We start from the raw sequence: 25516 nt of genomic DNA, 5'->3' as shown, positions 1-25516 counted from the left end.
GTAGTACAATGAACAATAGGAGGCTGGGACAGGAGTTAAATACATCCTGTCCCAGCCTGTTTTAATGTTTAAAATCTAAATGAATCAACCAAACAATTAACAAATTCCTCATAAGAATCAGCTTGTAGCAGCGCATCAATCGTTTCCTTATTATCCAAGGACTCAATAATCAAATTAAAAATCTTTCGAAATTCTTTTCGTTCCGATCGATTCATCGCCATCATCACAACAATTTGGACATACTCTTGATCCCAAAGCATCGGTTCCTCATTGATCACAAAATAAAGTGAGGTTTTCAGCGCATTCATTTCCATCGAATGAGGCATGGCTAATCCATTACCGAAACTCGTAGATGACATATCTTCCCGCCTAAGTATCTCTTCTTCAAAGCTCGAACTCACTCGGTTCAACTCAGTCAAATGGGTGGACATATGATGGATTAGCTGATATTTACTTTGTAAATGCTGATTTTTTTCAAATAATTCTTTAGAAAAATACTGTTCGATGACTTTTTTCATTTTTAGTTGCTGTTGCCCTAAATTGATTTTTTTGATTGCTTTTGTGATAATCTCTTTGTCTCTCTCGTTGAAGAAAGGCGTGATTTTCACATAAGCCACCTCATCTGGCAGTGTGATCGTTGAAATAATCAAATCTTGATTCAGATTAGAGATCGGCGCATCGACCTCGGTAATAACTTTCTTGATATCTAATTCGTAGTCAAAAGCCGTTAAAATTTTTTCAGAAAGATCAATATGCATGTCGTAGTAACTAGGGCAGATCAGGGTAGCGAAGAGCTTACTTTGGTTTATTTTAGCATGTTCAAAATAGGCCCCAATATGAAACGCCAGGTAAGTAATTTCATCTTCGGCAATTTTAGACCCCAAATATTCTTCTAATTCATTGGAAACAAACACAGCTAAATCATAAACTAATGGGTAATTTTCTTTGATTTCTTTCGTCATAGGATTTAAAGCAACTTGTTTTTCCCGATTGCGACTCAATAAGTTTTGAAGGTGCAACGAGAATTTAATGAAAAAGTCTTCGTCATCTAACGATAGTAAAAATTCCTCATTGATTTTTTTTAAAATTCGGTTTGATAATTGAATACTTTCGTCAGTGATGTAGTCTTTCAAGTCTTCTTTAATCTCGGCATAATTTAGTAAGGTTGTCTTACTCTTTAACAGGATCGTCATATAAGAAATTTCGCTCTCTTTTAACTGAATAGCGTAAGTATGCTGAATGTAGGCGGCAATTGCAATGGCTGAGCGATGTTCCGCTGCCAAACGTTCATCAATTTCAGCAGAATCGGTATCGATACTTTGATTGCTGTCGTAGATTCGTTCCATTGCGACTACTATGTGTAAGATGATGCTGTTTAAGGTGTAACCATTGATATATAAGTTGTTTTCTTTCAAAATTTGAGTGATCATGATTTTTAGCTCATCTAAATTATAGCCATAAAATGCAGCCTGAATCGTTGCTAGATGTAAAAATTCAGCACTTGTCTCATGGTAAAATTGTTCTCTGATCCAAGCCCGTTTTTTTTCTTCAGGTCCGGCAAGATGAACGGAATTATCTTGATTGGCGATTTTTAAGTGGAATTTATGCAGTTCTTTGTTTGCTTTATTGATCGTTCGCTCCAGTGTAGATAAGCTGATAAAAAGTTCCTCAGCTAAATCATATTTATTCATCGGTGTTAGAAGATAAATCAACTTTTCTATCAGCACTTTTTCTCGGCTGACTTCCTTTGAGAAAATTTCAGGAGGCTCACTTTGGTCGATATAATAGCCTTTTGAGGTTGCATGAATAATTTTTTCCGCAACGTGTTCATTGATTTTTTTGACATAATTCTTAATGGTTCTAGTAGATACAGAAAAAACTTGTGCTAATTGGCTGGAAGAGGTGAGACCATTTATTTGGAGATACTTTATTAATTGTTCTTCAGATAACTTGTTCATGCTGTTTCCCTCGCAGTCCTTTTTTGATAGTTCCTCTTCTTCTATTGTTGACTTCATTATATAGTCTCTGATTAAAACGAACAAATCACATAACTGCACCGTAAGCGTTTGCTAGTGCAAAATGTTGGTTTGCCCTCTTGGTTCAAAATAGCGATAATTGGGATGTGAAATACAAAGGAGGAAAACAATATGACAAAGAAAAATATTTTATTAGTATGTGGTGGCGGAGCTTCAAGTGGTTTCTTAGCGCAAAGCATGAAAAAAAGTGCTAAAACACAAGGGTTAACAGTAACAGTAGAAGCTGTTGGAGATTCTGAAATTGAAGATTACATCGATGAAAAAGATGTAGTGTTGTTTGGTCCACACTTACGCTATATGGAAGCTGAATTAAAAGAAACAATGAATGAATTTGAGGGAATTCCATATGACTTTATTCCAGATGAATACTATGGAGCGATAAATGGGGAAGCGACTTTGAACTTTGCACTGTCTTTGATTGCGAAGTAGATTGAAAAATAGGTGGGAGAAAAATGAAAAAGATTATTGATTGGATGACGAATGTCTTTGCACCAAAAGCAAATAAAATCACGAAAAATCCTTGGATCGGTGCCATTCAAGAAGCGATGACGACAGTGATGCCAATGATTTTGGTCGGCTCACTGGTAACGATTTTTGCCATTTTTGAAGAATATATTCCAAATTTTCCAGATATTTCGCCAATTAGCAGTTTTAGTTTTGGATTAGCGTCAGTGTTTGTAGCCTTTTTTATTCCGTATCTGCTTTTGGAGAAAAAGAAGAAACATAAATTAAAGAAACAAGCTGGAATGATCGGGATCGCTTTTTTCTTGATGCTGGTTTTTCCGACATTTAATGACAATGGAGATATTATCATTGAATTTGCTAAATTAGGTTCGGGCGGAATGTTTGCAGCAATCGTTGGGGGCTTGTTTGTAGCATTTGTGATGGATAAATTTTCTAAGTTTAGTTTATTTAAAGAAGATACAATGATGCCGCCATTTTTAGTAGAAGGATTTGACAGTATTGCACCAACGTTTTTGATTTTAGCCATTGGTTGGGTAGCGATTTTTATTTTTAATATCAATCTGTATGAGGGTATTTATTGGATTTTATCACCACTGGTCAATGTATCGCAAAGTTTCTGGGGATTTGTGTTGATCATGTTTATTCAGGCTTTTCTATATTCATTTGGTATCAGCAGTTGGGTGTTGGAGCCGCTATATGTGCCGATTGGCTTGCAGGCAGTTGGACAAAATGCAGCTGATTTAGCGCGAGGTATAGATCCGTCATTGATCCTAACAAACGAAACATTGCAAGGTTGGGTGTGGATCGGTGGCGCCGGTTCGACATTGATGCTTTCCGTATTCATGCTGTTCACAAAATCAAAACGGTTAAGAGCAATTGGGAAGTCTTCTATTGTTCCGTCATTATGTAATATCAATGAGCCATTGGTTTATGGCGCTCCGGTAGTTTTCAATCCAATGTTAATGGTGCCAATGTGGATTTCTGGGATTGTAGTGCCGGCGATAACGTATCTTTCTTTCCAACTTGGGTGGGTCAGTATTCCAACGAAACCATTTGCGTTATGGTATTTACCAGTTGGCATCCAAACATGGCTGATCAACGGAGATTTAAATGGGTTGATTTTGTTAGCTGTATCTTTAGTGTTAACAGGATTTATTTATTACCCATTCTTGAAAGTATATGACAACCAAATTTATAAAGAAGAATTGTTGAAAGTGGAGGAAGCCTAAGATGACACAAGATGAAATAAATGAAGTAGCAATGCAAATGATTTTACACGCAGGAAACGGTCGAAATTTGATCAAAGAAGCGTTAGAAAAAATGGATGAAGATTATTTTGTCGAAGGTGAAGAACAATTAAAAGCGGCGAAGCAAGAATTAAATCTAGCCCACAATGCACAGACAAAAGTTGTTCAGTATAGCATGGAAAATCCAGTTGAAATCAATTTGTTATTTACCCATGCACAAGATACCCTGATGACGATTTTAAGCGAATATAATATTGCCAAACATTTATTCAAATTGTACTACAAAATCAGTAAAATCGGAGGATGATCAAATGTCTTCTTTTCCAGAAACGTTTTTATGGGGAGCAGCCACAGCGGCTTATCAAGTGGAAGGTGCTTATCTAGAAGCTGGCAAAACATTATCTGTTGTGGATGAAAGTATTGCTCCGGAATATGCAGATACTAGTATTGCCAGTGATCATTACCATCGGTTTAAAGAAGATATTTGCTTGATGAAAGAGCTAGGATTAACAGCTTATCGCTTTAGCATTGCTTGGACCCGAATTTTACCGAATGGTCGAGGTGCAATCAATCAAGCGGGTGTTGATTTTTATAACCAGCTGATTGATGAGCTGATTAAAAATAACATTGAACCAATTGTCACGATTTATCATTTTGATTTGCCTGTGGTGCTGCAAGAAGAGTACGGCGGTTTTAGTTCAAGAAAGATCATTCCAGACTTCGTGGCGTATTGCCGCGTGTTGTTTGAACAGTTTGGTGATCGGGTCAATTACTGGTTAACGATTAATGAACAAAGCAATATGTTCCTACTGCCATATCTGATCTCTTTCACTGAAAGCAGTGAGCAGTCGTTGTTAAAACAAAAGTATGAGATGAATCATATCATGACCGTAGCCCATGCCAGTGCTGTGAAATTATGTCATGAACTGTTACCAGATGCAAAAATTGGTCCAGCGCTTGGGGTCTCACCGGTTTATCCTAAAACATGCAATCCAAAAGATGTTTTAGCGGCTGAAAAAGCGGAAGAACTGCGGAATACTTTCTTTTTAGAGTTGTATTGTAATGGTCAGTATTTACCATCCATGCAAGCTTACATGAAAGAACATGATTGTCTGCCGACGATTGAAGTGGGGGATATGGCGCTGATTAAAGAGGGCAAATGTGATTTTCTCGGACTTAATTATTACGATAGTAAAACGGTGGAGCATGTAACAGCGTTAGAGCGTGGTAAAGAATTAGTAATCAATACATCAGGCGAAGTTGGTTCAACGGAAAAAGAAGTCGTTGAAGGGATCTATAAAGGTTGTAGTAACCCCTATTTAGAAAGCAACGACTGGGATTGGGAAATTGATCCAGAAGGGTTACGGATCACACTAAACCGAATCTATCAACGATACCAAATACCTTTGATTATCACTGAAAATGGTTTAGGCGGGATCGATACATTAACTGAAAATAACCAGGTCCACGATGATTATCGTATCGAGTACTTGAAAAAGCATCTTGAACAAATCCAATTAGCAATCGTTCAGGATGGCGTAGCAGTTTTTGGTTTTTGTCCATGGTCATTTATTGATTTAATTAGCACGACTAGTGGGTTTAGAAAACGATATGGCTTTGTTTACGTGGATCGTACAGATACAGAGGTCAGGGAATTGACCAGGTATAAAAAAGATAGCTTTTATTGGTACCAAGGAGTTATTAGGAGTAATGGAAAAAGGTTGTAGATATAGATTTTAAAGAACAAAAATTGAAGTTAGATCAGATTCTATTTAGGACGGAATCTGATCTTTTTTTGAATGTTCAGTCAATTTAGTGTATAAAATTGACTGAATCCAAGCATTCTAAGAAAAAATATCAGTAACGTCTTTATTTAGTGAACGAGCAATGTTAACAGCTAAAGAGTCAGAAGGTTTATATTTCCCTTTTTCAATACTTTGGATGGTTTGGATCGAAACATCGACTTGATTGGCAAGTTCTTCTTGTGTCATGTTTGTAGTGCTGCGGATTTCTTGTAAATTGTTTTTGATCGGTTTTTTCATAGATGATTGCCTCTTTCTTTATTGTGTATAGTGGTAAGGAATATAACGCACCAAGTATTTTATAATAAATTTAGTTAAAAATATATATACTAATTTAACCTTAGTGTGTTATATTTAATACGTAGTGGCAAACTACAGATAAAGGGATTATATTCCTTCTATTGAGGACTTCTAGCATGAATAACTTCCCCAAGTTTTATGAATGCTAGGAGTTTGTTATAGGATTAATATCCTATTTGCCAAGTATAAACACTAATAATACAAGCAAGTGTAGTAATAAACATTTATATTCCCCCTTAAATATAGTTATATCTATCAAAGTACTTAAAATATCTAGTACTTAATGATAATATTACCAAAAATTAAGACAGTTATAAACATATTATTAAATGAATTGTTAAAATCTCATAAAGTAATGAGTATTAGAGTGAAAAGTAGTTTTTTTATGTGAATATGTCATTGAAAGGAGAGTAAGTGGTGGAGATATATGAAGCTTTGAGATATTTTAGAAAAAAAATAAATTTTACTCAAAAGGAGATTCTACCTGATGTAGACCCTTCAGTTTATTCTAGGCTTGAGAGCGGGAAGCAAGAGATTAAAGTAAATGACTTGAAAAGGATACTGAACAGTCTATCTCTTTTACCCGAAGAAGTTTTTACAATCGCACCATTGAATGAAGATCAACAAAAATTCCATATTCTATTTTCTAATTGCGCAGAGGATTTACGTGGTGAAAATAGGAAGGAAGAGTTGATTAATTACTACCTTGAACTATCTAATAAAAATAAAGACTTAAGAGAGTTATCCAATTATTTTGCTATTAAGAGTTATTTTGCTCAACTATGGGACGAGGTTGATGAAGTTAGTGAAGATGAATTAAATGATATATTTACTATGGTAGTGAATAAAGATTACTATCAACATTATGATTATATAATTATTAGAAATGCCATGCGAATTCTTGAAAAGGAAAAGGCCGACATCCTTATAGAAAAAATTTTTCTTACTAAAAAAAACAAGTCACAAGCTAAAGTTATGGATGACGCTTTTTATTATATTCTTTTAAATGCAACGACAACGAGAATATATGAAAAAGAGTATACTAGTGCTAGAAAATATATTCATTTAGCAAAAATGCAAGATAAAGAACGAAAGAATTTTAACTATAGAATTCATCTAAAATATTTGGAAAATTTACTAGATTATATAACTATCGGCGATTACCAATATATGCAGCGGATTCAAGAATATATCCATTTACTTAAGGATATAGGTGACACGGTTGTAGCAGACCAAATTAGCACGGATGTCAAACTAGTTTTGGCTGATACTGCTGCATATACTGATAAAAAAGATTTTCCAGTTATTTTTGTAAAACATACTTAAATAGTCTGGATATTTACTATATATCTAGCATACGTAAGTCTCAATATACCCACAACCCTTCCCTTCCATCCCAAAAACCTCTATAATAAAAACAGAAATCAAAAGAGAAGAGGAAGCTTTTTGCGTATATTATTTATAGGAGACGTAGTAGGTTCGCTAGGACGGGATACGATCACCACTTATTTACCGAAGTTGAAGAAGAAGTATCGCCCACAAGTAACGATTTTAAATGGTGAGAATGCTGCAGCCGGTCGAGGAATCACTGGTAAGATCTATAAGAAATTTTTACAAGATGGGGTTGATGTTGTCACATTAGGGAACCATACTTGGGATAATAAAGATATTTTTGAATTTATTGATGATGCAAAAAAAATGATTCGCCCTGCCAATTTTCCAGAAGGGACACCAGGACAAGGAATGGTTTTTGTTAAAGTCAATCAGCTTGAATTAGCTGTAATCAACATGCAGGCGCGTGTTTTTATGGCAGATATCGATGATCCCTTTCGTAAAACCGAGGAGCTGATTGCTCAAGCACGTAAGCGGACGCCGTTGATTTTTGTTGATTTTCACGGGGAGACAACAAGTGAGAAGCAAGCGATGGGGTGGTTTTTAGATGGGAAGGTCAGTGCAGTTGTTGGTACGCATACTCATGTCCAGACAAACGATGCACGCATTTTACCCGCAGGTACAGCTTACTTAAGCGACGTTGGTATGACTGGTCCTTATGATGGTATCTTAGGAATGAAGCGTGGTCCAGTTATTGAGAAATTTTTGACGGCATTACCGAAACGTTTTGAAGTCGTTGAAGAGGGCCGAAGTTTATTGTCTGCTTGTGTTATTGATATTGACGACCAAACAGGACGGGCGAAAAAAATCGAACCGATCCAAATCAGTGATGATCGTCCATTTGAAGAATAAAACAACCAAATTAAATAATAACAGAAACAGAAGGATCACCGTTTATTCGGATTCATTGAGGCTGGAATGTAACTCGTAGAGTTATGTCCCAGCCTTACTCACTTTTCTTTTGATTGTAAAGGCGATTGAGCATTTTTGAACAAGAGACAAGTAAATTGATTTATAATGAAAAAAGAATCAGAGAGCGGTGAGTAAAGTAGCAGATTGTAGGGAGGTATTTATGCAAAATTCTTTTATGGGAAAAAAAGAACGGACAAAGTTCGAATTATTTAAGTCGATTGTTTTCTCAAAAAGTGGGTTGAGTTTTAATGATTTATTGCTAAAGTATGGTCTTACGAAAAGTACGCTCAGTAGATATCTTCATGAGTTGGTGCAGGAAGTAGAAGAAGCCTTCGAAGAAAAGGTACAGTTAAGTCAAAATGTCCAAACAGGACTGTATCAAATTGAAACACAAGAAGCTTACAGCATAGGCTATTTGATTGATTATCTTCATTTATTCTATGTGGAAAAAAGTGGTGTTTTTTTCATCTTAGATGTGCTGTTAAAAAAACGTTATATCTCAATTGAAGCGATGGCGTTAGATTTACATATGAGTAGTTCGTCGGTATACAAACAATTGCGAGAGTTGAAACAGATGGTAGCACCATTTGGCGGTAAGATTTCGTTCAATCAGCTTACTAGCCCTTTGACAGGTAATGAGATCGGGATTCGTTTATTCAGCTTTTTTTCCTATTGGTCAGTGTTTAAATCAACAGAATTTGACAATAAAAATTATCCTGAATCGTGGCTAGAATTAAAAGAATTCGAGGGCTATTTTGACCATGCCTCTTCCCTTTCAGAATCTCAAAAAGCTAAATTACGGTTTATTCAGCTGATTACGTTAAAAAGAGCACTTTGGCAAAAGAATTATATAGAGCCTTCTAAAGAGTTTTTGGCAGATATAGCCTACTTTGATAATAAAGATATGGAGTTGTTGCCGCTACTTAAAAATCTGCTGACAAATGAACAATACCAAAAGGAACGAGCATTATTAGTCTATGCAACAAGAGGACTGATTTATAATCTTGATTCGCTGGAAACCAAAAAGAAAATCGTGCAGGATTATCAACAGTCTTCGCTAGAAATCGCAGCGTATACAACAAAGCTGATGTCAGAGGTACAAAAAGAGTTTAAACTCGATTATACGGAAGAGGGATTTACAAATTTTTATTTTTATCTACTCATTTTGTTGATCTATATCAAACACATCAATATGGATATATCTGGTTATTACAAAAACGGGCTCTCGTTTCTTCCGATGATCGATTACAACGAAGTCAACGAGAATATCCTTCAAAGGATTGCAGAGATTGTTGGGCGACAAGATTTTTATCCTAAGATAAATAAGCAATCCTTGCCTGGCGTAATGGCAATTCTGTCATTGACGATTTACTCAGGTATCTATTTAAATAAAAAACTCGGTTATATCCAGATTTGTGTAATTTTCAATAATAGTTTGATTTTGGCAGATAATATAAAAAAAGCGATTTTGGATGTGTATAATCAGGAACGGATCATTTTTACGAATGATGTAATGGCAGCTGATTTAGTGATATCAGACTCTTATGAAGCTGTTGCGCCGCAAACCGAGCATTTTTATTTTGATGAGCAGTTGAATCCAGAGCAATGGAAGCAGATGTTGGATGTGATCAATCAAATCTTTTATAGAACGATTTTTTAAGTCGAACGGAGCCAATTGTTGGGAATATCGCTTTTTTATCACTAAATTATCATTATTAATTATTTTTTATAAGGTTGGAACAAAACACTTGTGTGTTTTGTTTCAGCCTTTTTCCTTGATGAATACAGCGTTTTGAAATAAAGAACTGTTGTTTTTTTTGTTTTGAAACAATCTGTTTCAAAAATATACAATTTTTTTCTGAAAAAAATTGTATTATTTCATGGTAGTGAAAAAAGTAGCTTATGTTCACACTACACAATGAAATAAGCGGATCGGAGAATCGATGAAAAAAAACATATTTAGTTTACTCATTTTGTTTTTCTGTCTATTATATACCGTTCTAAAAACAGATGTGACCTTTGCAGAGAGCATTTCTCCGCCTTTGGGCTATCCATTGGGTGTTTCCACAAAAACGAATTTAACAGCTGGCGGTACACTTTACTTTAATACCGATCAATTGCAGGATAAACAGCTTGTCGGCCAGTTTATGGCAAAAAATATAACCTCTAACGGCTCATCAGGCTTGTCTAAAGGTGGTTTTCAAAATTATCAAGACACAACTAAGAATTGGGAGCTTGAACAAATCGATCCGGCTGTTGTTTCTGAAACCATTACTGGGAGTGACATTATTCGCTGGTATGCAAATGAAACAAGCTTCAAATACGTAGCAGGTGAAAACTTACATTATTATTTAGAACATCTGCCAACAGATGAAGAAATGAATGCTGCATTTCGGTACTATCCAAGCTTGCGGGATAATTTTACAGATAGAAGCTACACTGGTTCGCTTGAGTCATTTCCGTCATTTACAGAAAATGGTATTTCAACCTTTTCTCAAGTAACGGCTAATATCCAAACAGTCAGTGATTACTATGCATCCTTGATCGATACTGATCAAGCGGTAGTTTATAATTCGGCGGTTCAAGCAGCAGAAGTAAATACAGCGCAAAAAGTAGTGAATCCAAATGATTGGGGCGGACAGTCCTCGATCCAACTTAATATCGCTTTGAAAAAAGGTGTGACAGAGCAGGCAGTAGTGATTGTTGATGTGGATGGTCAAATCGAGCATTTCAAAAACGCTCAAGATATTTCGATCAACTACACGAATTATGATCCAGACACGATGCTGCCGCCTTATGTATTCATTAATTACAAACACTTTCCATCGTTTAATTTTAGCGGAAGCACTTTTTTTCATGCAACAGCCTATCCTAGTTTGCCAGGAACTGAAGAATATGATTTTGAGGGGAACCAAGGAGTCTTTTTTGAAAGAAAATATGCAGATCAAGCAGTGCCTTTGATCCAATCAGACAGCCATACGATTTCTGAAGACTTGAAAGATAAAACGTATAAAATTGCGACGCACCTTGTTCATAATTTTAATGATGAGGATCAAGAAATCCAATTTAGAAGCAATGCTTCATTATTTATAGGGACAGTATTAGCGCCGCGAGCTTCTGTTACGCTCGATGATACACAAGGTCGAGTTTTGGGTAGTGTTATTTCTGGTTACGATATTCATACCAATATGCCGATCAACACCGAAGAGAGCACGGCGATGTTTGATTACGATGATTTTCCAGGATTGGGAGATATCATTGGCGGTGAAGAACTTGAAGCACCCTTCAAAGTTGGGGAGCATTTTAATTATATTGGCGCTGAAAAAAGAAAATTATATACAATTTCTCAAAAAGTACCAGCCTACTCCTCGCGTTTTTTGATCCAGTCGTTAAACATTACGGATGCATTAGCCGATTCATTGAGGATAGACGCTTCAGATGTAGAGATCACCGATGAGGCAGGAGAGGCAGCTGCTGATTATTTTACAGTTAGCGAAAATGCTGAAAATGAATTGCTGATCGAAGCCAAAGCAGAGAGCCTAATGAATGAATCCTTTTATGGGAAAACGTACACGTTTGAATTAAACGGCAGTCTAGCGCTAAGCCAAGAAGAGCTGTCAAGTCCAGAAGTTAATCAAATCACGATCCCCAATACAGCAGTTGTTACTGCAAATGAGGAAGAAAAAATCAGTAATAAAGCTGTTCTAGAAGCAGATCTCATAGAAGGGAAACCAGTTCTTGTCAAATATTTAAATGAAGATGGACAAGAGATTGCACCAACTGAAACGTTGGCTGGAAAAATCAGTCAGGCCTATCAGAGTGAAGCGAAAGACATTTCCGGCTATACGCTGAAAGCGACGCCAGAAAATAAATCAGGAATCTTTTCTGATGAAGAACAAACAGTCGTTTATAACTATCAAGGTCATCTAACATTTTCGGATGTACCAACCCAGATCAGTTTTGGAACACACACATTATCTGCCAAGGATGAAGAATATAATATCGAATCAAAAGATCGGGATATCATTGTGAAAGATACGCGTGTATTAGGTTCTAGTTGGCAATTACGGGCAACCTTGAGCAAACCCTTGACAGGAAGCAAGAGCAAACGCGTCTTAACCGATGCACTATTTTATGTAAGAGCTGGGCAGTCCGTTCCGATCCGTTCCGATTCATCAGCAACGATTGAATCAGCAATAACGGCAACTCATGATGACTACAATGTCACGCATGATTGGAACACATCAGATGATGGATTGAAAATTGCTGTGAAATCAGGCGACGCATTAGCAGATCGGTATTCTGGAGAAATTAGCTGGGATTTGTATGATGTTGTTTCCAATGATTGAAAGGTGTTCAACTGTGAAAAAAAAAAGAAAATGGGTTCAATTATTAATAATCAGTTGTTATTTTGTCTATTTAATTGGAAAAAATGAAAGTTATGCCGCAGAAAATGCCAAAGCCACAGTGGGTTTTTATGAAATAAAGAAAAAAGAACAACGAGAGACAGATGCTTTGCCTAGTACAGGCGAGCGTCCAACAGAGAAAATTTTACTAATAAGTGGAGTATCCATTCTGTTATTTATAACTGGAATGATATCATATAGAATTTTAATGAACGGGGAGAGAATTTAAATGAAAGCAAACAAAATTTTAGTAGGAATTGCAGCAGTATCAATGATCTTTAGCGGAAGTGTAATCGCTAGCGCCGAAGAAATCGAAAACCAAGAATCAACAAGTGATATCGGTTTTACATCACCAACAGACGGTGCCTTGACACTATTAAATGTCGCTGATCTTGATTTTGGTTCAAATCCGATTTCAGCAAAAGACGAAGTGTATAAAAATAAAACAGAAACAGCTACAACAGTTCAAGATATTCGTGGTACAGAAGCTGGCTGGATCGTCCAAGTTGCACAAGAAGGACAATTAAAAGCAGGCGAAAAACAATTAACTAATGCTCAAATTACATTAAAAACACCGACTATCTCAGAAAAATCAACAGGTGCAGCTACAGCTAAAACAGACGTTGTTTTAAATACAGATGGTTCTGCTGCAACAATTCTAGAAGCTGGAAAAGGACTAGGGAATGGTGTGACGATCGAAAACTTCGATAAAGATGCCGCTATGTTAGAAGTCCCAGGCAATACAGTCAAAGTAGCAAAACAATATGAAACAACATTAACCTGGACCTTGCTAGATCAACCAACAAATAGCTAAGACCAATTAGAGCGTGGTGCAGAGTAAACGATGAGTCTGGCCGCGTTCTATGTATATACATAGAAATAAAAAAATGGAGGAATTTACATGTTAAAACGAACGTTTAAAGTGTTGTTGCCGCTGACAGTTGTTGTATTCGGGTGCTTGGTAGGAACCCTGAATGTTTGGGCTCAAGACGCAGATTATGAGGTCAAAGCAATTCCTTCGACAAAGCAAGTAGACAAATCGAAAACCTATTTTGATCTAAGACTTAAACCAGAGGAAAAGCATGTAATAAGCGTTACTGTAACTAATCAATCTGATCAAGAACGGACGATCAATACTAGCGTTAAGACCGCTACAACGAATACCAATGGAGTAGTTGAGTACCTTAAGAGCGAGCAGAATCAATCAATCGACTTACCTTATGATCTGAGTAAGCTCGTCAAAACAAACGCCTCAAAAATTATCTTAGCACCGCATGAATCAAAAAATGTTGACTATGACATTACAATGCCTGAAGATGATTTTTCAGGAGTTTTATCTGGTGGTATTATTTTCACAAGTGAAAATAAAGCAAAATCGCAAGCAACAAATGCAGATGTGGCTATAAACAATCAATTTGGTTATGTGATCGCATTAGTTTTACACGGGAACAAAGAGGTTTCGCCTGATTTACAATTAGCCAAGGTAAATTTAGGTCAAATCAACAATAGAAATACTGTTTTTGCTCAGTTAGCCAATCCAAAAGCTGCCTATTTGAATCGTCTAAATGTCACGGTCAAAATCCGAAAGGAAAGTACTGACAAAATACTTTATGAAACGAAAAAGAGTGACCTGCAAATGGCGCCAAATTCCATATTCAACTATCCAGTAAGCTTGCAGGAAACAGAATTTAAACCGGGAAAATATCGTTTAGCTGTTCATGCAGAATCAAAAGGAAAAATCTGGGATTTTGAAGAAGGTTTTGAAATTAAAGGAACAGAGGCTAAAAAGTTAAACGAGCAAGCCTATATTCATCATGATAAACATAATTACCTGCTCTATATCATTTTAATCGTGATTCTTTTGTTGCTCATCCTTTTATATATTGTATACAGAAAAAGACAACAAAAAATCAAAGCACTAGAGGAGCAAGTAGCAGCATTGAAAAAGGATTGAAGGAACAAAAAATAAGTGAGCTGCAAGGATCTATTCCTGAGTGATCGTTAATTCGTATTTAAGGTATGAAACAAAAGTGATTGTTACTTTTGTTTCATGCCTTTTTTTACGGTTTATAATTGTACAATTTTGGTATACAATAAACAGCAACTGATTGACCGGTTGCATTCATAGCTACCAGTGAATGATTAGCAGAAGCGCGCGTATACGTCTTTGTCTGGCTTCCTTAGTTTACTACTTTGTAGGTCTGTCTTTAAGTGGGCTCAAAAACATGCAAACTTGTTGTTTTATTTTCCGTAAACTGTTGATTTTGCTGGAATTATGTTAAAATAAGTAGACTTGTCTTACAACAAAATCTTACCCAGAATAAAGGTGTGAAATCATGGAGTTATCCATTACAGATAAAAGAATCAACGAAGAATTAATGAAATTATTAGCCTTACTTGGTGAGGATGAATTGATTAAACGGTATAAAGAACTAGAAGAAAAAGTCCAAAATAACGAAAAACTGACTGCGCTGGTAGAACAAATCAAAGCCGCGCAAAAAGATGCAGTCCAATTTGCTCACTACGATAAACCAGAAGCTGAAAAAACAGCGATCAAACAAGCTGATGCCCTAACAAAAGAATTTGATGAGCATCCTTTAGTCGTAGCATATAGAGAGCAATTGATGGAAGCAAATGATCTCTTACAACACGTCACCGACATGATCCAATACAGAATCAATGAAGAATTAGAGAAGGAAGTGTAGCAATGCCGCAAAAAACAAAAAACACGCCAATGATGGAACAATACTTAGCGATCAAAGATCAATACCAAGATGCGTTTCTTTTTTATCGCTTAGGCGACTTTTATGAAATGTTTTATGAAGACGCGGTCAATGCTTCTCAGCTTTTGGAATTGACATTGACTAGCCGCAACCGCAATGCAGATGATCCGATTCCGATGTGTGGCATTCCACATCACGCAGCCCAAGGTTATATTGATACCTTGATTGAAAAAGGCTATAAAGTAGCGATCTGCGAACAAGTAGAAGATCCTAAAACCACTAAAGGTATGGTCAAGCGCGAAGTGGTTCAGCTGATTACGCCAGGAACGGTCATGACCAGCAAAGGACTAGATGCCAAAGACAACAACTATCTTACCGCTATCGTGGAAGAGAATGGTCTATTCGGTTTAGCATATGTCGATTTAAGTACTGGAGAACTAAAAACAGCTGTGTTAAATGATGAAGATGCTGTAATCAATGAAGCATCAGCGCTACAAACCAAAGAAATTGTTTTAGGCAGTCCTTTATCAGACACATTGCAGCAGACCTTGAAAGATCGTCTGAATATTATTTTCTCTGAGCAAAAACAAGCAGAAGAAAATGCTGAGTTCAGCTTTATAACAAGTGAATTGACCCAGCCTTTAGAAGTTGAAGTTACGGGAAAATTATTGACCTACTTAACTGTGACCCAAAAACGTGGCTTGTCACATATTCAAAAAGCAGTAGAATATCAACCAGACCATTTCTTAAAAATGGATCACTATTCTAAATTCAACTTAGAATTGACCCAATCGATTCGAACTGGACTGAAAAAAGGTACCTTATTATGGTTGCTAGACGAAACAAAAACGGCAATGGGCGGCCGTTTACTAAAACAATGGCTAGATCGCCCATTGATCCAGGAAAAACAAATCCAAACACGACAAGAAATGGTTCAATCATTACTGAATGCCTATTTTGAACGTGTTGACTTACAATCGACTTTAACAAAAGTCTATGATTTAGAGCGTTTAGCTGGCCGGGTCGCTTTTGGTAATGTAAATGGCCGTGACTTGATTCAACTGAAAACTTCATTAGAACAAGTACCATTGGTTCGTGAATTGATCGTTGGTATCAACCAAGGCGAGTGGAATGATTTATTATTAGATTTAAATCCAGCGGAAGATATCGTTGAACTAATCAATACAGCTATCAACGAAGAAGCGCCGCTTGCAATCACAGAAGGAAATATCATTAAAGATAATTACAATGAAAAACTAGATGAATACCGCGATGCCATGCGTCACGGTAAACAATGGTTAGCTGAGCTAGAAGCTAAAGAACGCCAGGAGACAGGCATCAAGACCTTAAAAGTTGGATTTAATCGAGTATTTGGTTATTACATTGAAGTCACAAAATCTAACTTAGCCAACCTAGAAGAAGGCAAATACGAACGCAAGCAAACCTTAGCGAATGCGGAACGTTTTATCACACCTGAATTAAAAGAAATGGAAACCTTGATTTTAGAAGCAGAAGAAAAATCTGTTGATCTAGAATACCAATTATTCCTAGAAGTTCGTGAACAAGTCAAAGCGAATATCGAACGTCTGCAAAAGCTAGCAAAAACGATCAGCGCAGTAGATGTCCTACAAGCTTTTGCTACAGTGAGTGAAAGATACCAATATGTTCGCCCGATCCTAAAAAGCAACAGCAAAGAGCTGCATATTGTTGAAGGCCGCCATCCAGTTGTAGAAAAAGTGTTGGGACATCAAGAATATATTCCTAACAGTGTTCATATGAATAAAGACAACATCATCTTGTTAATCACTGGACCAAATATGTCTGGTAAAAGTACCTACATGCGCCAATTAGCGCTAACAGTCGTGATGGCTCAAATCGGTTGTTTTGTTCCAGCTGAATCGGCGGAGCTACCGATTTTCGACCAAATTTTCACAAGAATCGGAGCATCAGACGATTTGATCGCTGGCCAAAGTACCTTTATGGTGGAAATGATGGAAGCCAATCAAGCATTGCGTCACGCTACACCAAATAGCTTGATTTTATTCGATGAACTTGGTCGGGGAACGGCAACCTATGATGGGATGGCACTAGCACAAGCAATCATTGAGTATATTCATCGAGAAGTCAAAGCGAAAACACTGTTCTCTACCCATTATCACGAATTAACGGTGTTAGATGAGAGTTTAACTGGCTTAAAAAATATTCATGTCGGCGCCGTAGAGAAAAATGGCGAAGTCGTATTTTTGCATAAAATGATGGATGGACCAGCAGATAAAAGTTATGGGATTCATGTCGCTAAAATCGCTGGATTGCCAAGTGCTTTATTAGAAAGAGCGGCAACGATCCTTTCAGCATTAGAGTCCGAGGAACAACCCCTTAAAACGATTGAATACCAAGATGAAATTAAAGAAGATACAGAGCAACTTTCGCTATTTAAAGAAGTATCAACAGATGAATTAGGTGTGATCGATACCTTAAAGAAAATAAACTTGTTAGAAATGACGCCGATGGATGCGTTAAATAAACTACACGAATTACAAAAAAGAATTTAAACGTAAAGAAAAAAACTGAGCCAGGAAAGGATCGTCTAGATGGGAAAAATACAAGAATTATCCGAACAACTTGCCAATCAGATTGCTGCTGGTGAAGTAGTAGAACGTCCTGCATCAGTTGTCAAAGAACTTGTTGAAAATGCGATCGATGCTGGCAGTACTCAAATCGATATTTTTATTGAAGAAGCAGGACTTAAAACAATCCAAGTCATTGATAATGGCGAAGGAATCGCAAAAGAGGATATCTTGAGTGCGTTTAAACGTCATGCAACAAGTAAAATCCATACAAGAGATGATTTATTCCGTATCCGTAGTTTAGGATTCCGGGGAGAAGCTCTACCCAGTATCGCCTCTGTCTCAGAAATCATTGTGGAAACAGCGGTTTCTGAAGAGGAAGAAGGTAGTTATGTGCAGATGAAAGGCGGAAAGATCGAAGAACACCGCCCAGCGGCTTTAAGAAAAGGCACAAAAATCACTGTTTCAAATCTATTTTTTAATACGCCTGCTCGCTTAAAATATGTCAAAACGATCCAAACGGAACTCGCCAATGTAGGGGATATCGTCAATCGCTTGGCGTTAAGCCATCCTAAAATAGCTTTCCGCTTAGTTCATGATGGCAATAAAATGATGAATACAACTGGTAACGGTGATTTAAAACAAACGATTGCTGGAATTTATGGTATTGGCACGGCAAAAAAAATGCTGAAGATCGAAGCAGAAGATCTAGACTTTAAGCTGACTGGTTATGTTTCGTTGCCAGAAGTAACAAGAGCTAGCCGAAATTATTTGTCGACAATCATCAATGGCCGCTATATCAAAAACTTTGCGTTAAACAAAGCAATCGTGGATGGTTACGGCTCTAAATTGATGGTGGGACGTTTTCCGCTTGCCGTGTTAGAGATCGAGATGGATCCTTTATTAGTGGATGTCAATGTGCATCCGACCAAACAAGAAGTTCGTTTGAGTAAAGAGAAAGACTTGATGGCTCTGATCAGTGTAGCAATTCGTGAAGTATTAAGCCACGAGCAATTGATCCCAAATGCCGCAGACAATCTTCGTTTTAAAAAGAAAATCGAGCAACAGCCTAAAGTTGAACAAATGGAAATTCCTTTGACAGAACAAGAGGAAACCGCTCGCCCCATTCGAAAGCCTAGCAGTCTAGGCTATGATGCTAGTAGCGGGAATTTTTTTGTCAAAGAATCGACACCAGAATTTCCAACGCAACAGCCTGCTAGTAAGTTTGCAGAAACTGAACCACAAACAAAAGAAGAACTTGAAAAAGAAGCCTTGATGGCCTACGCATTCAGCGCGCCAACAGAAGTTGAGGCAGAGTCAATTTCTGATAACCGTCAGTTAGGTGAGTTTGCTGAATCAACAAAATTAGCAGAAACCCCTCAAACTGAAGAACAGACAACTGTTGATGAACACGTGTATCAAGAAGAACTGAGCCATCATCCAGAAGTTGATTTTTCAGCGAAAGGCGCTCAAAATGATTTGAATAAGATGTTGAATAAACTAGTCGATGAGCGTCCGAAAGAACGTTTTCCCGAGTTAGAATATTTTGGTCAAATGCACGGCACCTATCTCTTTGCGCAAAGCAAAGATGGTCTATATATTATCGATCAACATGCTGCTCAAGAGCGCATCAAATACGAATATTTCAGAGAAAAAATCGGTGAAGTGACCAATGATCTACAAGAATTATTAGTCCCAATCGTGATCGATTATCCAAACAGTGATGCCTTAAAAATCAAAGAACAAAAAGAAACATTAGCAGAAGTGGGCATTCATTTAGAAGACTTTGGGCAAAATAGTTTTATCGTTCGCGCTCATCCAACCTGGTATCCAGCAGGTGAAGAAGAAACGATCATCCGTGAAATGATCGATATGTTTTTGACCACAGGCTCTGTCAGTGTCAAAAAATTTCGTGAGGCTACAGCGATCATGATGAGCTGTAAACGGTCGATAAAAGCCAATCATTATTTAAATGAACAACAGGCTCGAGTGCTACTGAAGGATCTTGAAACCTGTGAGAATCCGTTTAATTGTCCTCATGGCCGTCCTGTTTTGATTCATTTTACCAATTCAGATATGGAAAAAATGTTTAAACGTATACAAGATCCACATTAAAAAGTATGAGGAAGAAGGTTATATACGAATGAAAGTTATCTTAGCCTCTCAATCGCCGCGCAGACGTGAGCTACTGAGTCGCATCATCGCTGATTTTGACGTCGTTCCAGCTGATATCAATGAAGAAGTCAAAAATTATTTTACTCCAATGGATTACGTCTTGACTATGGCAGCACAAAAGGCGATGCATGTTGCAAAACAGTACCCTAATGATCTAGTCATAGGCTCAGATACGATCGTGACGATCGATAATGAAATATTGGGAAAACCAACTTCCAGAGACGATGCTTTTCGCATGTTGCGAAAGTTAAGCGGCAGGACACATAAAGTATATACGAGTGTTGTGTTGTTGAAAGATGATCAAGAATCTTCCGCGACTGTTCCTGCAACAGTCGAGTTTTACGATTTGACCGATGAAGAGATCAATCGTTATTTAGACACAAAAGAGTATCAGGATAAGGCTGGGGCCTACGGTATTCAAGAACAAGGAGCTTTATTGGTGAAAACTATTCAAGGGGACTATTATTCAATCATGGGACTACCGATCGCAACGTTATACCGTATGTTGCCAGCGTTTGAGTAGTCATAAACTAAAGAGAGAAGGAAACAACGGATGAAATGTTCGCAAACAAGAGCAATCCAAACGCATATAATCACGTATCCGCATTTAAATTTTCATAAAACATTATTTGGCGGACAGCTGATGGCATGGCTGGATGAGACAGCCGGCATTGCTGCTGTTCGAATCTCAAGAGCTGCAATCGTGACGGCGTCTGTTGATCATTTAGATTTTCTGGCGCCTTTAAAAGCCAGCCATTCTGTGTGTATCGATGCATATGTCTCTGGTGTTGGCACTCGTTCAATGGAGATTTTTGCAAAAGTGATCGGAGAAGATCTGCTTTCAGGTGAGCGTTATTTAGCGGGAACTTGCTTTATGACCTTTGTTGTACCTAAAGGAGCTAGTTTACCTGAAACGATCGAACCTGAGACGAAAGAAGAGCAATTTATTTGCCAAGGCTATGAAGCCAGAAAAAAAGTTAGACAAGCAAAACGTCAAGAGAGTATTGATTTTGCGCAAAATATCGATTTAGATATTCCTTGGAATTGATTGAACCTGCAGCACTTATTTTCTAAACAGAAAATGAGTGTTTTTTTCTCAAGAGTGCTATGATAAGGCTAACTAAAAAGCGAGGGTGTGAGTTGTCATGGAAAAACCATCAAAAAAAGAGTTGAAAGAAAAATTATCGGATATCGAGTACGCTGTAACGCAGGAAAATGCAACGGAACGACCTTTTTCAGGTAAGTATGATGATTTTTATCAAGAAGGTATTTATGTGGATATCGTCAGCGGTGAGCCACTCTTTAGCTCAACAGACAAATATGATGCAGGGTGCGGCTGGCCTTCGTTTACTAAGCCAATCGAAAAACAAGACATCGAAGAAAAAACAGATTTTTCTTTAGGAATGCAACGTGTTGAAGTTCGTAGTAAGGAAGCAGATTCTCATTTAGGACATGTTTTTACAGACGGACCACAAGATCAAGGCGGATTACGTTATTGTATTAATGCAGCAGCCTTGCATTTTATTCCAGTTCAAGAGCTTGAAAAAGCAGGCTATGGGGAATATAGTACCTTATTTAAATAATGACTAAGACTGTTTAAATGTGGCAAAAGATTGGGATCAAAGCAGAGCGTAATAGCTGTTTTTACCACTGTTTGTTCAGATTTTTTTAAGGATGGAATGTAACTCGTAGAGTTATGTCCCATCCTTATTTTGCTATCATAGAAAAAGATTGCTATTTGTTCTAAATTTTATTATTATAAGAATGTTCAGAAAATTGAAATAAAAAAGAAAATAATTGTTTGTTGAGGAGAAAATTATGAAAAAGTTGAATGGAATGAAATCAGTTAGTGTCCTACTATTGTCTACATTAGTATTGGCAGCTTGCGGAGGTGGTACAACAAGCTCTACGGATAGTAGCAAAGATGAGAAGAAAGCGCATGGGGAGCAGCTTTTTAAACTCGTTGTCCAACAAGAAATGCCCACAGCCGATCTATCTTTAGGAACGAATACGATAAGCTTTTCCGCATTTAATAATATCTACGAAGGATTATACCGACTAGATGAGAAAAGCAAACCACATGCTGCAGGAGCGGCTGAGATGGCGAAGAAAAGCGATGATGGTTTGACCTATACATTTAAGTTACGAGAAGAGGCAAAATGGTCGAATGGCGATCCAGTCGTAGCAGCGGACTATGTATATGGTTGGCAACGGACGGCCGATCCCAAAACAGCGGCTGAGTACGCTTATATGTTTGAATTGGTAAAAAATGGAGCAGAGGTATCTGACGGTAAAAAAGGACTGGATGAATTAGGGATCAAAGCAATCAATGATCATGAACTAGAAGTAACATTAGAGAAAGAAACGCCTTACTTTGATTACTTACTGGCATTTCCATCATTTTTCCCACAAAATAAAAAGATAGCTGCTGAAAAAGGTGACGCCTACGCAGCAACTAGTGAGGATTCTGTCTACAACGGACCATTTACCTTGACTGATTTTGACGGAGCGGGAACAGATACTGACTGGTCTTATACAAAAAATGATCAGTACTGGGATAAAGAGACTGTTCAATTGGATAAGATTGAGGTAAACGTAGTGAAAGAAGCACCGACTGCTTTGAATCTGTTCCAGAATGGACAAGCTGACGATGTCATTTTAAGTGGAGAATTAGCCAAACAAATGGCGGATGATCCAGAGCTTGTGATCGAAAAAGACGCACGTACATCTTATCTAGAATTTAATCAAAGAGATGAAAAATCACCTTATCATAATGCTAATCTAAGAAAAGCTATTTCTTATTCCATAGATCGTAAGGCAGTCGTTGAACGGATCTTAGACGATGGCTCGGTTGCTTCTACAGGGCTAGTACCAGAAGGGATGTCTTATTCGCCATCTGCTAACAAGGACTTTGCAGATGAAAATAAAGACTTATTGAACTATGATAAGGAAAAGGCCCAAAAATATTGGGCAGCAGCAAAAAAAGAACTAGGAATCGACACATTTAAATTTGATATTCTAGGCGATGATACGGATTCTACGAAAAAAATCTTGGAATATATCCAAGGCGCAGTCAAAGAGACCTTAGAAGGTGTTGACGTGACTGTAACCAATGTTCCCTTTGCTGTTCGTTTAGATCGTGGTAAAAATGGTGATTTCGAAGTGCTCATGGGCGGTTGGGGTGCTGATTATGCAGATCCAAGCAGCTTTACTGATTTGTTTGTAACAGGAGGCCCTTATAACAGAGGATGTTTCTCAAATGAAAAATACAATCAGTTAGTCGAAGATTCTGGTAACAAAGATGCTTCAGATCCAGAAAAGCGCTGGGCTGATATGATAGCTGCTGAAAAACTATTGATCGATGAGATGGGTGTTGCCCCAGTCTATCAAAAAGCAGAAGCGCATATGCGGAACCAAAAAGTTAAAGGCGTAATTGCTCACGGAGCAGGCGCGAGATATGATTATAAATGGACGTATATTTCTGAATAAGAAGATCAATCAAATTAAAAAGTGCTAAGTTGATGAAGTGAATGAAAGAGGCATCGACCTATACTTGATTTCTGTTGTGATAAAAATGACAGAAGCCAAAATAGGTCGGTGTTTTTTGTTTAAGCTAAACTGCAAGAAATACCAGATAAGTATTTCGTTTAGCCAAGCGTGTTCGGGGATGGTATTTACCGATAATCGTTTTTTCAAGCTACTGATTTTTCTGAATATGTGCTAAAATAGAAACGTATGTGCGTGTAAAACGTAAAGGGTAGTGAGAAAGGTGAAAATATGTACGAGTATATTATTGGTAAAGTGACATTTATCAGTCCTTATTATATTGTAGTAGAAACAAATGGCATCGGGTTTCAAATTTCTGTAGGCAATCCCTACCGTTATTCTGGAAAAACCGATCAGCAAATCAAAATTTATATCCATCAAGTGATCCGTGAAGACGCTCATTTGTTATATGGGTTTGGTGATTTAGATGAAAAGCAATTATTTTTAAAACTGATCAGTGTTTCAGGGATCGGACCAAAGAGCGGTCTTGCAATCATGGCTTCTGATGATCATGGTGGTTTGATCAATGCCATCGAAAGTGAAGATGCAGCGTACTTAACGAAATTTCCTGGTGTAGGTAAAAAAACAGCACAGCAAATGGTTTTAGACCTTAAAGGAAAACTAGGGGAGTTGGAGACCTCAGAAGCAGCCGTTGAAGCAATGGCCAAAGCGCCGACGTCATCAGCCAATCAATCGTTAACAGAAGCATTAGAGGCGTTAAGTGCTTTAGGTTACAGTGAAAAAGAGATCAAACGAATCACACCAAAATTAGAAGAGCTAGGCAAGCAGCCAACAGACGAATATTTACGTAATGCATTGAAATTCATGATGAAACGCTAAGGAGGAATGGCTATGACAGAAGATGAAAGACTACTTTCCGCTGAAACAAGTGAAGGGGAGGCGTCGCTGGAAAAGTCACTACGTCCCCAATTTCTCGAACAATATATTGGCCAAGATAAAGTCAAACAGGAGCTTACAATCTACATCGAAGCTGCCCGCAATCGGGAAGAAGCGTTGGATCATACCTTGTTATATGGACCGCCAGGATTAGGAAAAACGACAATGGCCATGGTGATTGCTAATGAAATGCAGGTTAATATTCGAACGACTAGTGGTCCAGCCATCGAACGTGCGGGTGATCTGGTAGCAATTTTAAATGAGCTTGAACCAGGCGATGTGTTATTTATCGATGAAATCCATCGTTTACCTCGTGTTGTAGAAGAAATGCTCTATTCTGCAATGGAAGACTTTTACGTCGATATCATGGTAGGACAAGGGACGACTGCTCATCCCGTTCATTTCCCTTTACCACCATTTACCTTGATCGGTGCAACAACTCGAGCAGGAATGCTGTCAGCACCGCTTCGAGATCGTTTTGGAATCATTTCTCATATGGAATATTACGAAACACAAGATCTAAAAGAAATCGTTCTGCGCTCAGCGGATATTTTTCAAACAGAAATCGTAGAAGAAGGCGCATTTGAAATTGCCCGTCGTTCTCGTGGCACACCAAGGATTGCCAACCGTTTATTAAAGCGTGTCCGTGATTTTGCCCAAGTCCAGTCAAATGGGACAATTGATCGAGGCATTGCTGATCAAGCGTTGACATTGCTACAAGTTGATCATCAAGGCTTAGATTATGTCGATCAAAAACTATTAAAGACAATGATCGAATTATATGGTGGCGGCCCAGTTGGTTTAAGCACGTTAGCTGTGAATATCAGTGAAGAGACAGAGACAGTGGAAGATATGTATGAACCTTATTTGATTCAAAAAGGCTTTATCAAGCGAACGCCAAGAGGCCGGATCGCAACCGCTCTAGCGTATGAACATTTTGGTTATGAATCGTATTATCAAGAATAATAGAATTAAACTACTCACCCCACAGATAACAAGTGGGGTGAGTAATTTTTTAGCTTAAATGATGAGAGCAGAAATAATTTCT

The 25516-nt window shown here is 37.6% G+C and carries 22 protein-coding genes; 20 read left to right on the top strand and 2 right to left on the bottom strand.

The genetic code is table 11. The annotated features are described in order from the left end of the window. Positions 1-68: 68 nt before the first annotated feature. Entirely contained in the window at positions 69-1958 is a 1890-nt protein-coding gene (locus RV15_RS00700) for a BglG family transcription antiterminator (protein ID WP_071876137.1), read from the bottom strand. 189 nt (positions 1959-2147) lie between these two features. Here RV15_RS00700 and RV15_RS00695 point away from each other — a divergent pair, with 189 nt between their 5' ends. From RV15_RS00695 to RV15_RS00680, 4 genes are read left to right on the top strand one after another with little or no spacing between them, the layout of a single operon-like run. Then, the gene (locus tag RV15_RS00695) at positions 2148-2465 is read left to right on the top strand and encodes a PTS sugar transporter subunit IIB (RefSeq protein ID WP_071876136.1); all 318 of its coding nucleotides are present in this window, start codon (positions 2148-2150) and stop codon (positions 2463-2465) included. Positions 2466-2488: 23 nt separating this feature from the next. After that, the gene (locus RV15_RS00690) at positions 2489-3730 is read left to right on the top strand and encodes a PTS sugar transporter subunit IIC (RefSeq protein ID WP_071876135.1); all 1242 of its coding nucleotides are present in this window, start codon (positions 2489-2491) and stop codon (positions 3728-3730) included. 1 nt (position 3731) lies between these two features. Further along, entirely contained in the window at positions 3732-4055 is a 324-nt protein-coding gene (locus RV15_RS00685; protein WP_071876134.1) for a PTS sugar transporter subunit IIA, read from the top strand. Between the two features lie 4 nt (positions 4056-4059). Then, complete coding sequence (locus tag RV15_RS00680; RefSeq protein ID WP_071876133.1) at positions 4060-5475, top strand: glycoside hydrolase family 1 protein; 1416 nt, start codon at positions 4060-4062, stop codon at positions 5473-5475. A gap of 117 nt (positions 5476-5592) precedes the next feature. Here RV15_RS00680 and RV15_RS00675 read toward each other — a convergent pair whose 3' ends face one another. After that, positions 5593-5790 (bottom strand): helix-turn-helix transcriptional regulator, encoded by a 198-nt coding sequence (locus RV15_RS00675; protein WP_245791169.1) that lies wholly within the window; start codon positions 5788-5790, stop codon positions 5593-5595. A 477-nt stretch (positions 5791-6267) separates the two neighbouring features. Here RV15_RS00675 and RV15_RS00670 point away from each other — a divergent pair, with 477 nt between their 5' ends. The 16 genes from RV15_RS00670 (at position 6268) to ruvB (ending at position 25434) form a co-directional block, all read left to right on the top strand. Next, on the top strand, positions 6268-7176 hold the full coding sequence (locus RV15_RS00670; protein WP_071876132.1) for a helix-turn-helix domain-containing protein: 909 nt from the start codon (positions 6268-6270) through the stop codon (positions 7174-7176). A gap of 120 nt (positions 7177-7296) precedes the next feature. Further along, positions 7297-8094 carry a TIGR00282 family metallophosphoesterase gene (locus tag RV15_RS00665; protein WP_071876131.1) on the top strand — a complete coding sequence of 266 codons (798 nt, stop codon included), beginning with the start codon at positions 7297-7299 and terminating at the stop codon, positions 8092-8094. Positions 8095-8314: 220 nt separating this feature from the next. Beyond that, positions 8315-9814, top strand: coding sequence for a helix-turn-helix domain-containing protein (locus tag RV15_RS00660; protein WP_071876130.1), 1500 nt, complete (start codon positions 8315-8317; stop codon positions 9812-9814). Between the two features lie 283 nt (positions 9815-10097). Further along, positions 10098-12503, top strand: a complete 2406-nt coding sequence (locus tag RV15_RS00655) for a MucBP domain-containing protein (RefSeq protein WP_071876129.1) — start codon at positions 10098-10100, stop codon at positions 12501-12503. A 13-nt stretch (positions 12504-12516) separates the two neighbouring features. Further along, the gene (locus RV15_RS00650) at positions 12517-12789 is read left to right on the top strand and encodes a hypothetical protein (RefSeq protein ID WP_139242946.1); all 273 of its coding nucleotides are present in this window, start codon (positions 12517-12519) and stop codon (positions 12787-12789) included. Then, positions 12790-13374: a WxL domain-containing protein gene (locus RV15_RS00645; protein WP_071876127.1), complete on the top strand. Its 585-nt coding sequence runs from the start codon at positions 12790-12792 to the stop codon at positions 13372-13374. Between the two features lie 87 nt (positions 13375-13461). Then, positions 13462-14514: a WxLIP family cell surface protein gene (locus RV15_RS00640; protein ID WP_071876126.1), complete on the top strand. Its 1053-nt coding sequence runs from the start codon at positions 13462-13464 to the stop codon at positions 14512-14514. 382 nt (positions 14515-14896) lie between these two features. Then, the gene (locus RV15_RS00635; RefSeq protein ID WP_071876125.1) at positions 14897-15265 is read left to right on the top strand and encodes a YlbF/YmcA family competence regulator; all 369 of its coding nucleotides are present in this window, start codon (positions 14897-14899) and stop codon (positions 15263-15265) included. 2 nt (positions 15266-15267) lie between these two features. Continuing rightward, on the top strand, positions 15268-17835 hold the full coding sequence (gene mutS, locus RV15_RS00630) for a DNA mismatch repair protein MutS (RefSeq protein WP_071876124.1): 2568 nt from the start codon (positions 15268-15270) through the stop codon (positions 17833-17835). Positions 17836-17874: 39 nt separating this feature from the next. After that, on the top strand, positions 17875-19965 hold the full coding sequence (gene mutL / locus RV15_RS00625; RefSeq protein WP_071876123.1) for a DNA mismatch repair endonuclease MutL: 2091 nt from the start codon (positions 17875-17877) through the stop codon (positions 19963-19965). 28 nt (positions 19966-19993) lie between these two features. Then, on the top strand, positions 19994-20548 hold the full coding sequence (locus RV15_RS00620) for a Maf family protein (protein ID WP_071876122.1): 555 nt from the start codon (positions 19994-19996) through the stop codon (positions 20546-20548). A gap of 30 nt (positions 20549-20578) precedes the next feature. Beyond that, a complete protein-coding gene (locus RV15_RS00615) occupies positions 20579-21073 on the top strand; it encodes an acyl-CoA thioesterase (protein WP_071876121.1) in 495 nt (164 codons plus the stop codon). 97 nt (positions 21074-21170) lie between these two features. Beyond that, positions 21171-21608 carry a peptide-methionine (R)-S-oxide reductase MsrB gene (gene msrB, locus RV15_RS00610; protein WP_071876120.1) on the top strand — a complete coding sequence of 146 codons (438 nt, stop codon included), beginning with the start codon at positions 21171-21173 and terminating at the stop codon, positions 21606-21608. A gap of 235 nt (positions 21609-21843) precedes the next feature. After that, entirely contained in the window at positions 21844-23514 is a 1671-nt protein-coding gene (locus RV15_RS00605; protein WP_071876119.1) for a peptide ABC transporter substrate-binding protein, read from the top strand. Positions 23515-23802: 288 nt separating this feature from the next. Next, entirely contained in the window at positions 23803-24411 is a 609-nt protein-coding gene (gene ruvA, locus RV15_RS00600; protein WP_071876118.1) for a Holliday junction branch migration protein RuvA, read from the top strand. 12 nt (positions 24412-24423) lie between these two features. Beyond that, positions 24424-25434 (top strand): Holliday junction branch migration DNA helicase RuvB, encoded by a 1011-nt coding sequence (gene ruvB, locus RV15_RS00595; protein WP_071876117.1) that lies wholly within the window; start codon positions 24424-24426, stop codon positions 25432-25434. Positions 25435-25516 lie beyond the last annotated feature (82 nt).

It is taken from the genome of Enterococcus silesiacus (assembly GCF_001886225.1).
GTDB lineage: Bacteria > Bacillota > Bacilli > Lactobacillales > Enterococcaceae > Enterococcus_L > Enterococcus_L silesiacus.
The sequence above is the reverse complement of the archived record's forward strand: the minus strand, read 5'-3'. Positions and strand labels throughout refer to the sequence as shown.

Coding starts and splice junctions, on each gene's coding strand:
- RV15_RS00700 (WP_071876137.1), bottom strand. CDS start 1,958: ATGAACAAGTTATCTGAAGAACAATTAATAAAGTATCTCCAAATAAAT.
- RV15_RS00695 (WP_071876136.1), top strand. CDS start 2,148: ATGACAAAGAAAAATATTTTATTAGTATGTGGTGGCGGAGCTTCAAGT.
- RV15_RS00690 (WP_071876135.1), top strand. CDS start 2,489: ATGAAAAAGATTATTGATTGGATGACGAATGTCTTTGCACCAAAAGCA.
- RV15_RS00685 (WP_071876134.1), top strand. CDS start 3,732: ATGACACAAGATGAAATAAATGAAGTAGCAATGCAAATGATTTTACAC.
- RV15_RS00680 (WP_071876133.1), top strand. CDS start 4,060: ATGTCTTCTTTTCCAGAAACGTTTTTATGGGGAGCAGCCACAGCGGCT.
- RV15_RS00675 (WP_245791169.1), bottom strand. CDS start 5,790: ATGAAAAAACCGATCAAAAACAATTTACAAGAAATCCGCAGCACTACA.
- RV15_RS00660 (WP_071876130.1), top strand. CDS start 8,315: ATGCAAAATTCTTTTATGGGAAAAAAAGAACGGACAAAGTTCGAATTA.
- RV15_RS00655 (WP_071876129.1), top strand. CDS start 10,098: ATGAAAAAAAACATATTTAGTTTACTCATTTTGTTTTTCTGTCTATTA.
- RV15_RS00645 (WP_071876127.1), top strand. CDS start 12,790: ATGAAAGCAAACAAAATTTTAGTAGGAATTGCAGCAGTATCAATGATC.
- RV15_RS00640 (WP_071876126.1), top strand. CDS start 13,462: ATGTTAAAACGAACGTTTAAAGTGTTGTTGCCGCTGACAGTTGTTGTA.
- RV15_RS00635 (WP_071876125.1), top strand. CDS start 14,897: ATGGAGTTATCCATTACAGATAAAAGAATCAACGAAGAATTAATGAAA.
- mutS (WP_071876124.1), top strand. CDS start 15,268: ATGCCGCAAAAAACAAAAAACACGCCAATGATGGAACAATACTTAGCG.
- mutL (WP_071876123.1), top strand. CDS start 17,875: ATGGGAAAAATACAAGAATTATCCGAACAACTTGCCAATCAGATTGCT.
- RV15_RS00620 (WP_071876122.1), top strand. CDS start 19,994: ATGAAAGTTATCTTAGCCTCTCAATCGCCGCGCAGACGTGAGCTACTG.
- RV15_RS00615 (WP_071876121.1), top strand. CDS start 20,579: ATGAAATGTTCGCAAACAAGAGCAATCCAAACGCATATAATCACGTAT.
- msrB (WP_071876120.1), top strand. CDS start 21,171: ATGGAAAAACCATCAAAAAAAGAGTTGAAAGAAAAATTATCGGATATC.
- RV15_RS00605 (WP_071876119.1), top strand. CDS start 21,844: ATGAAAAAGTTGAATGGAATGAAATCAGTTAGTGTCCTACTATTGTCT.
- ruvA (WP_071876118.1), top strand. CDS start 23,803: ATGTACGAGTATATTATTGGTAAAGTGACATTTATCAGTCCTTATTAT.
- ruvB (WP_071876117.1), top strand. CDS start 24,424: ATGACAGAAGATGAAAGACTACTTTCCGCTGAAACAAGTGAAGGGGAG.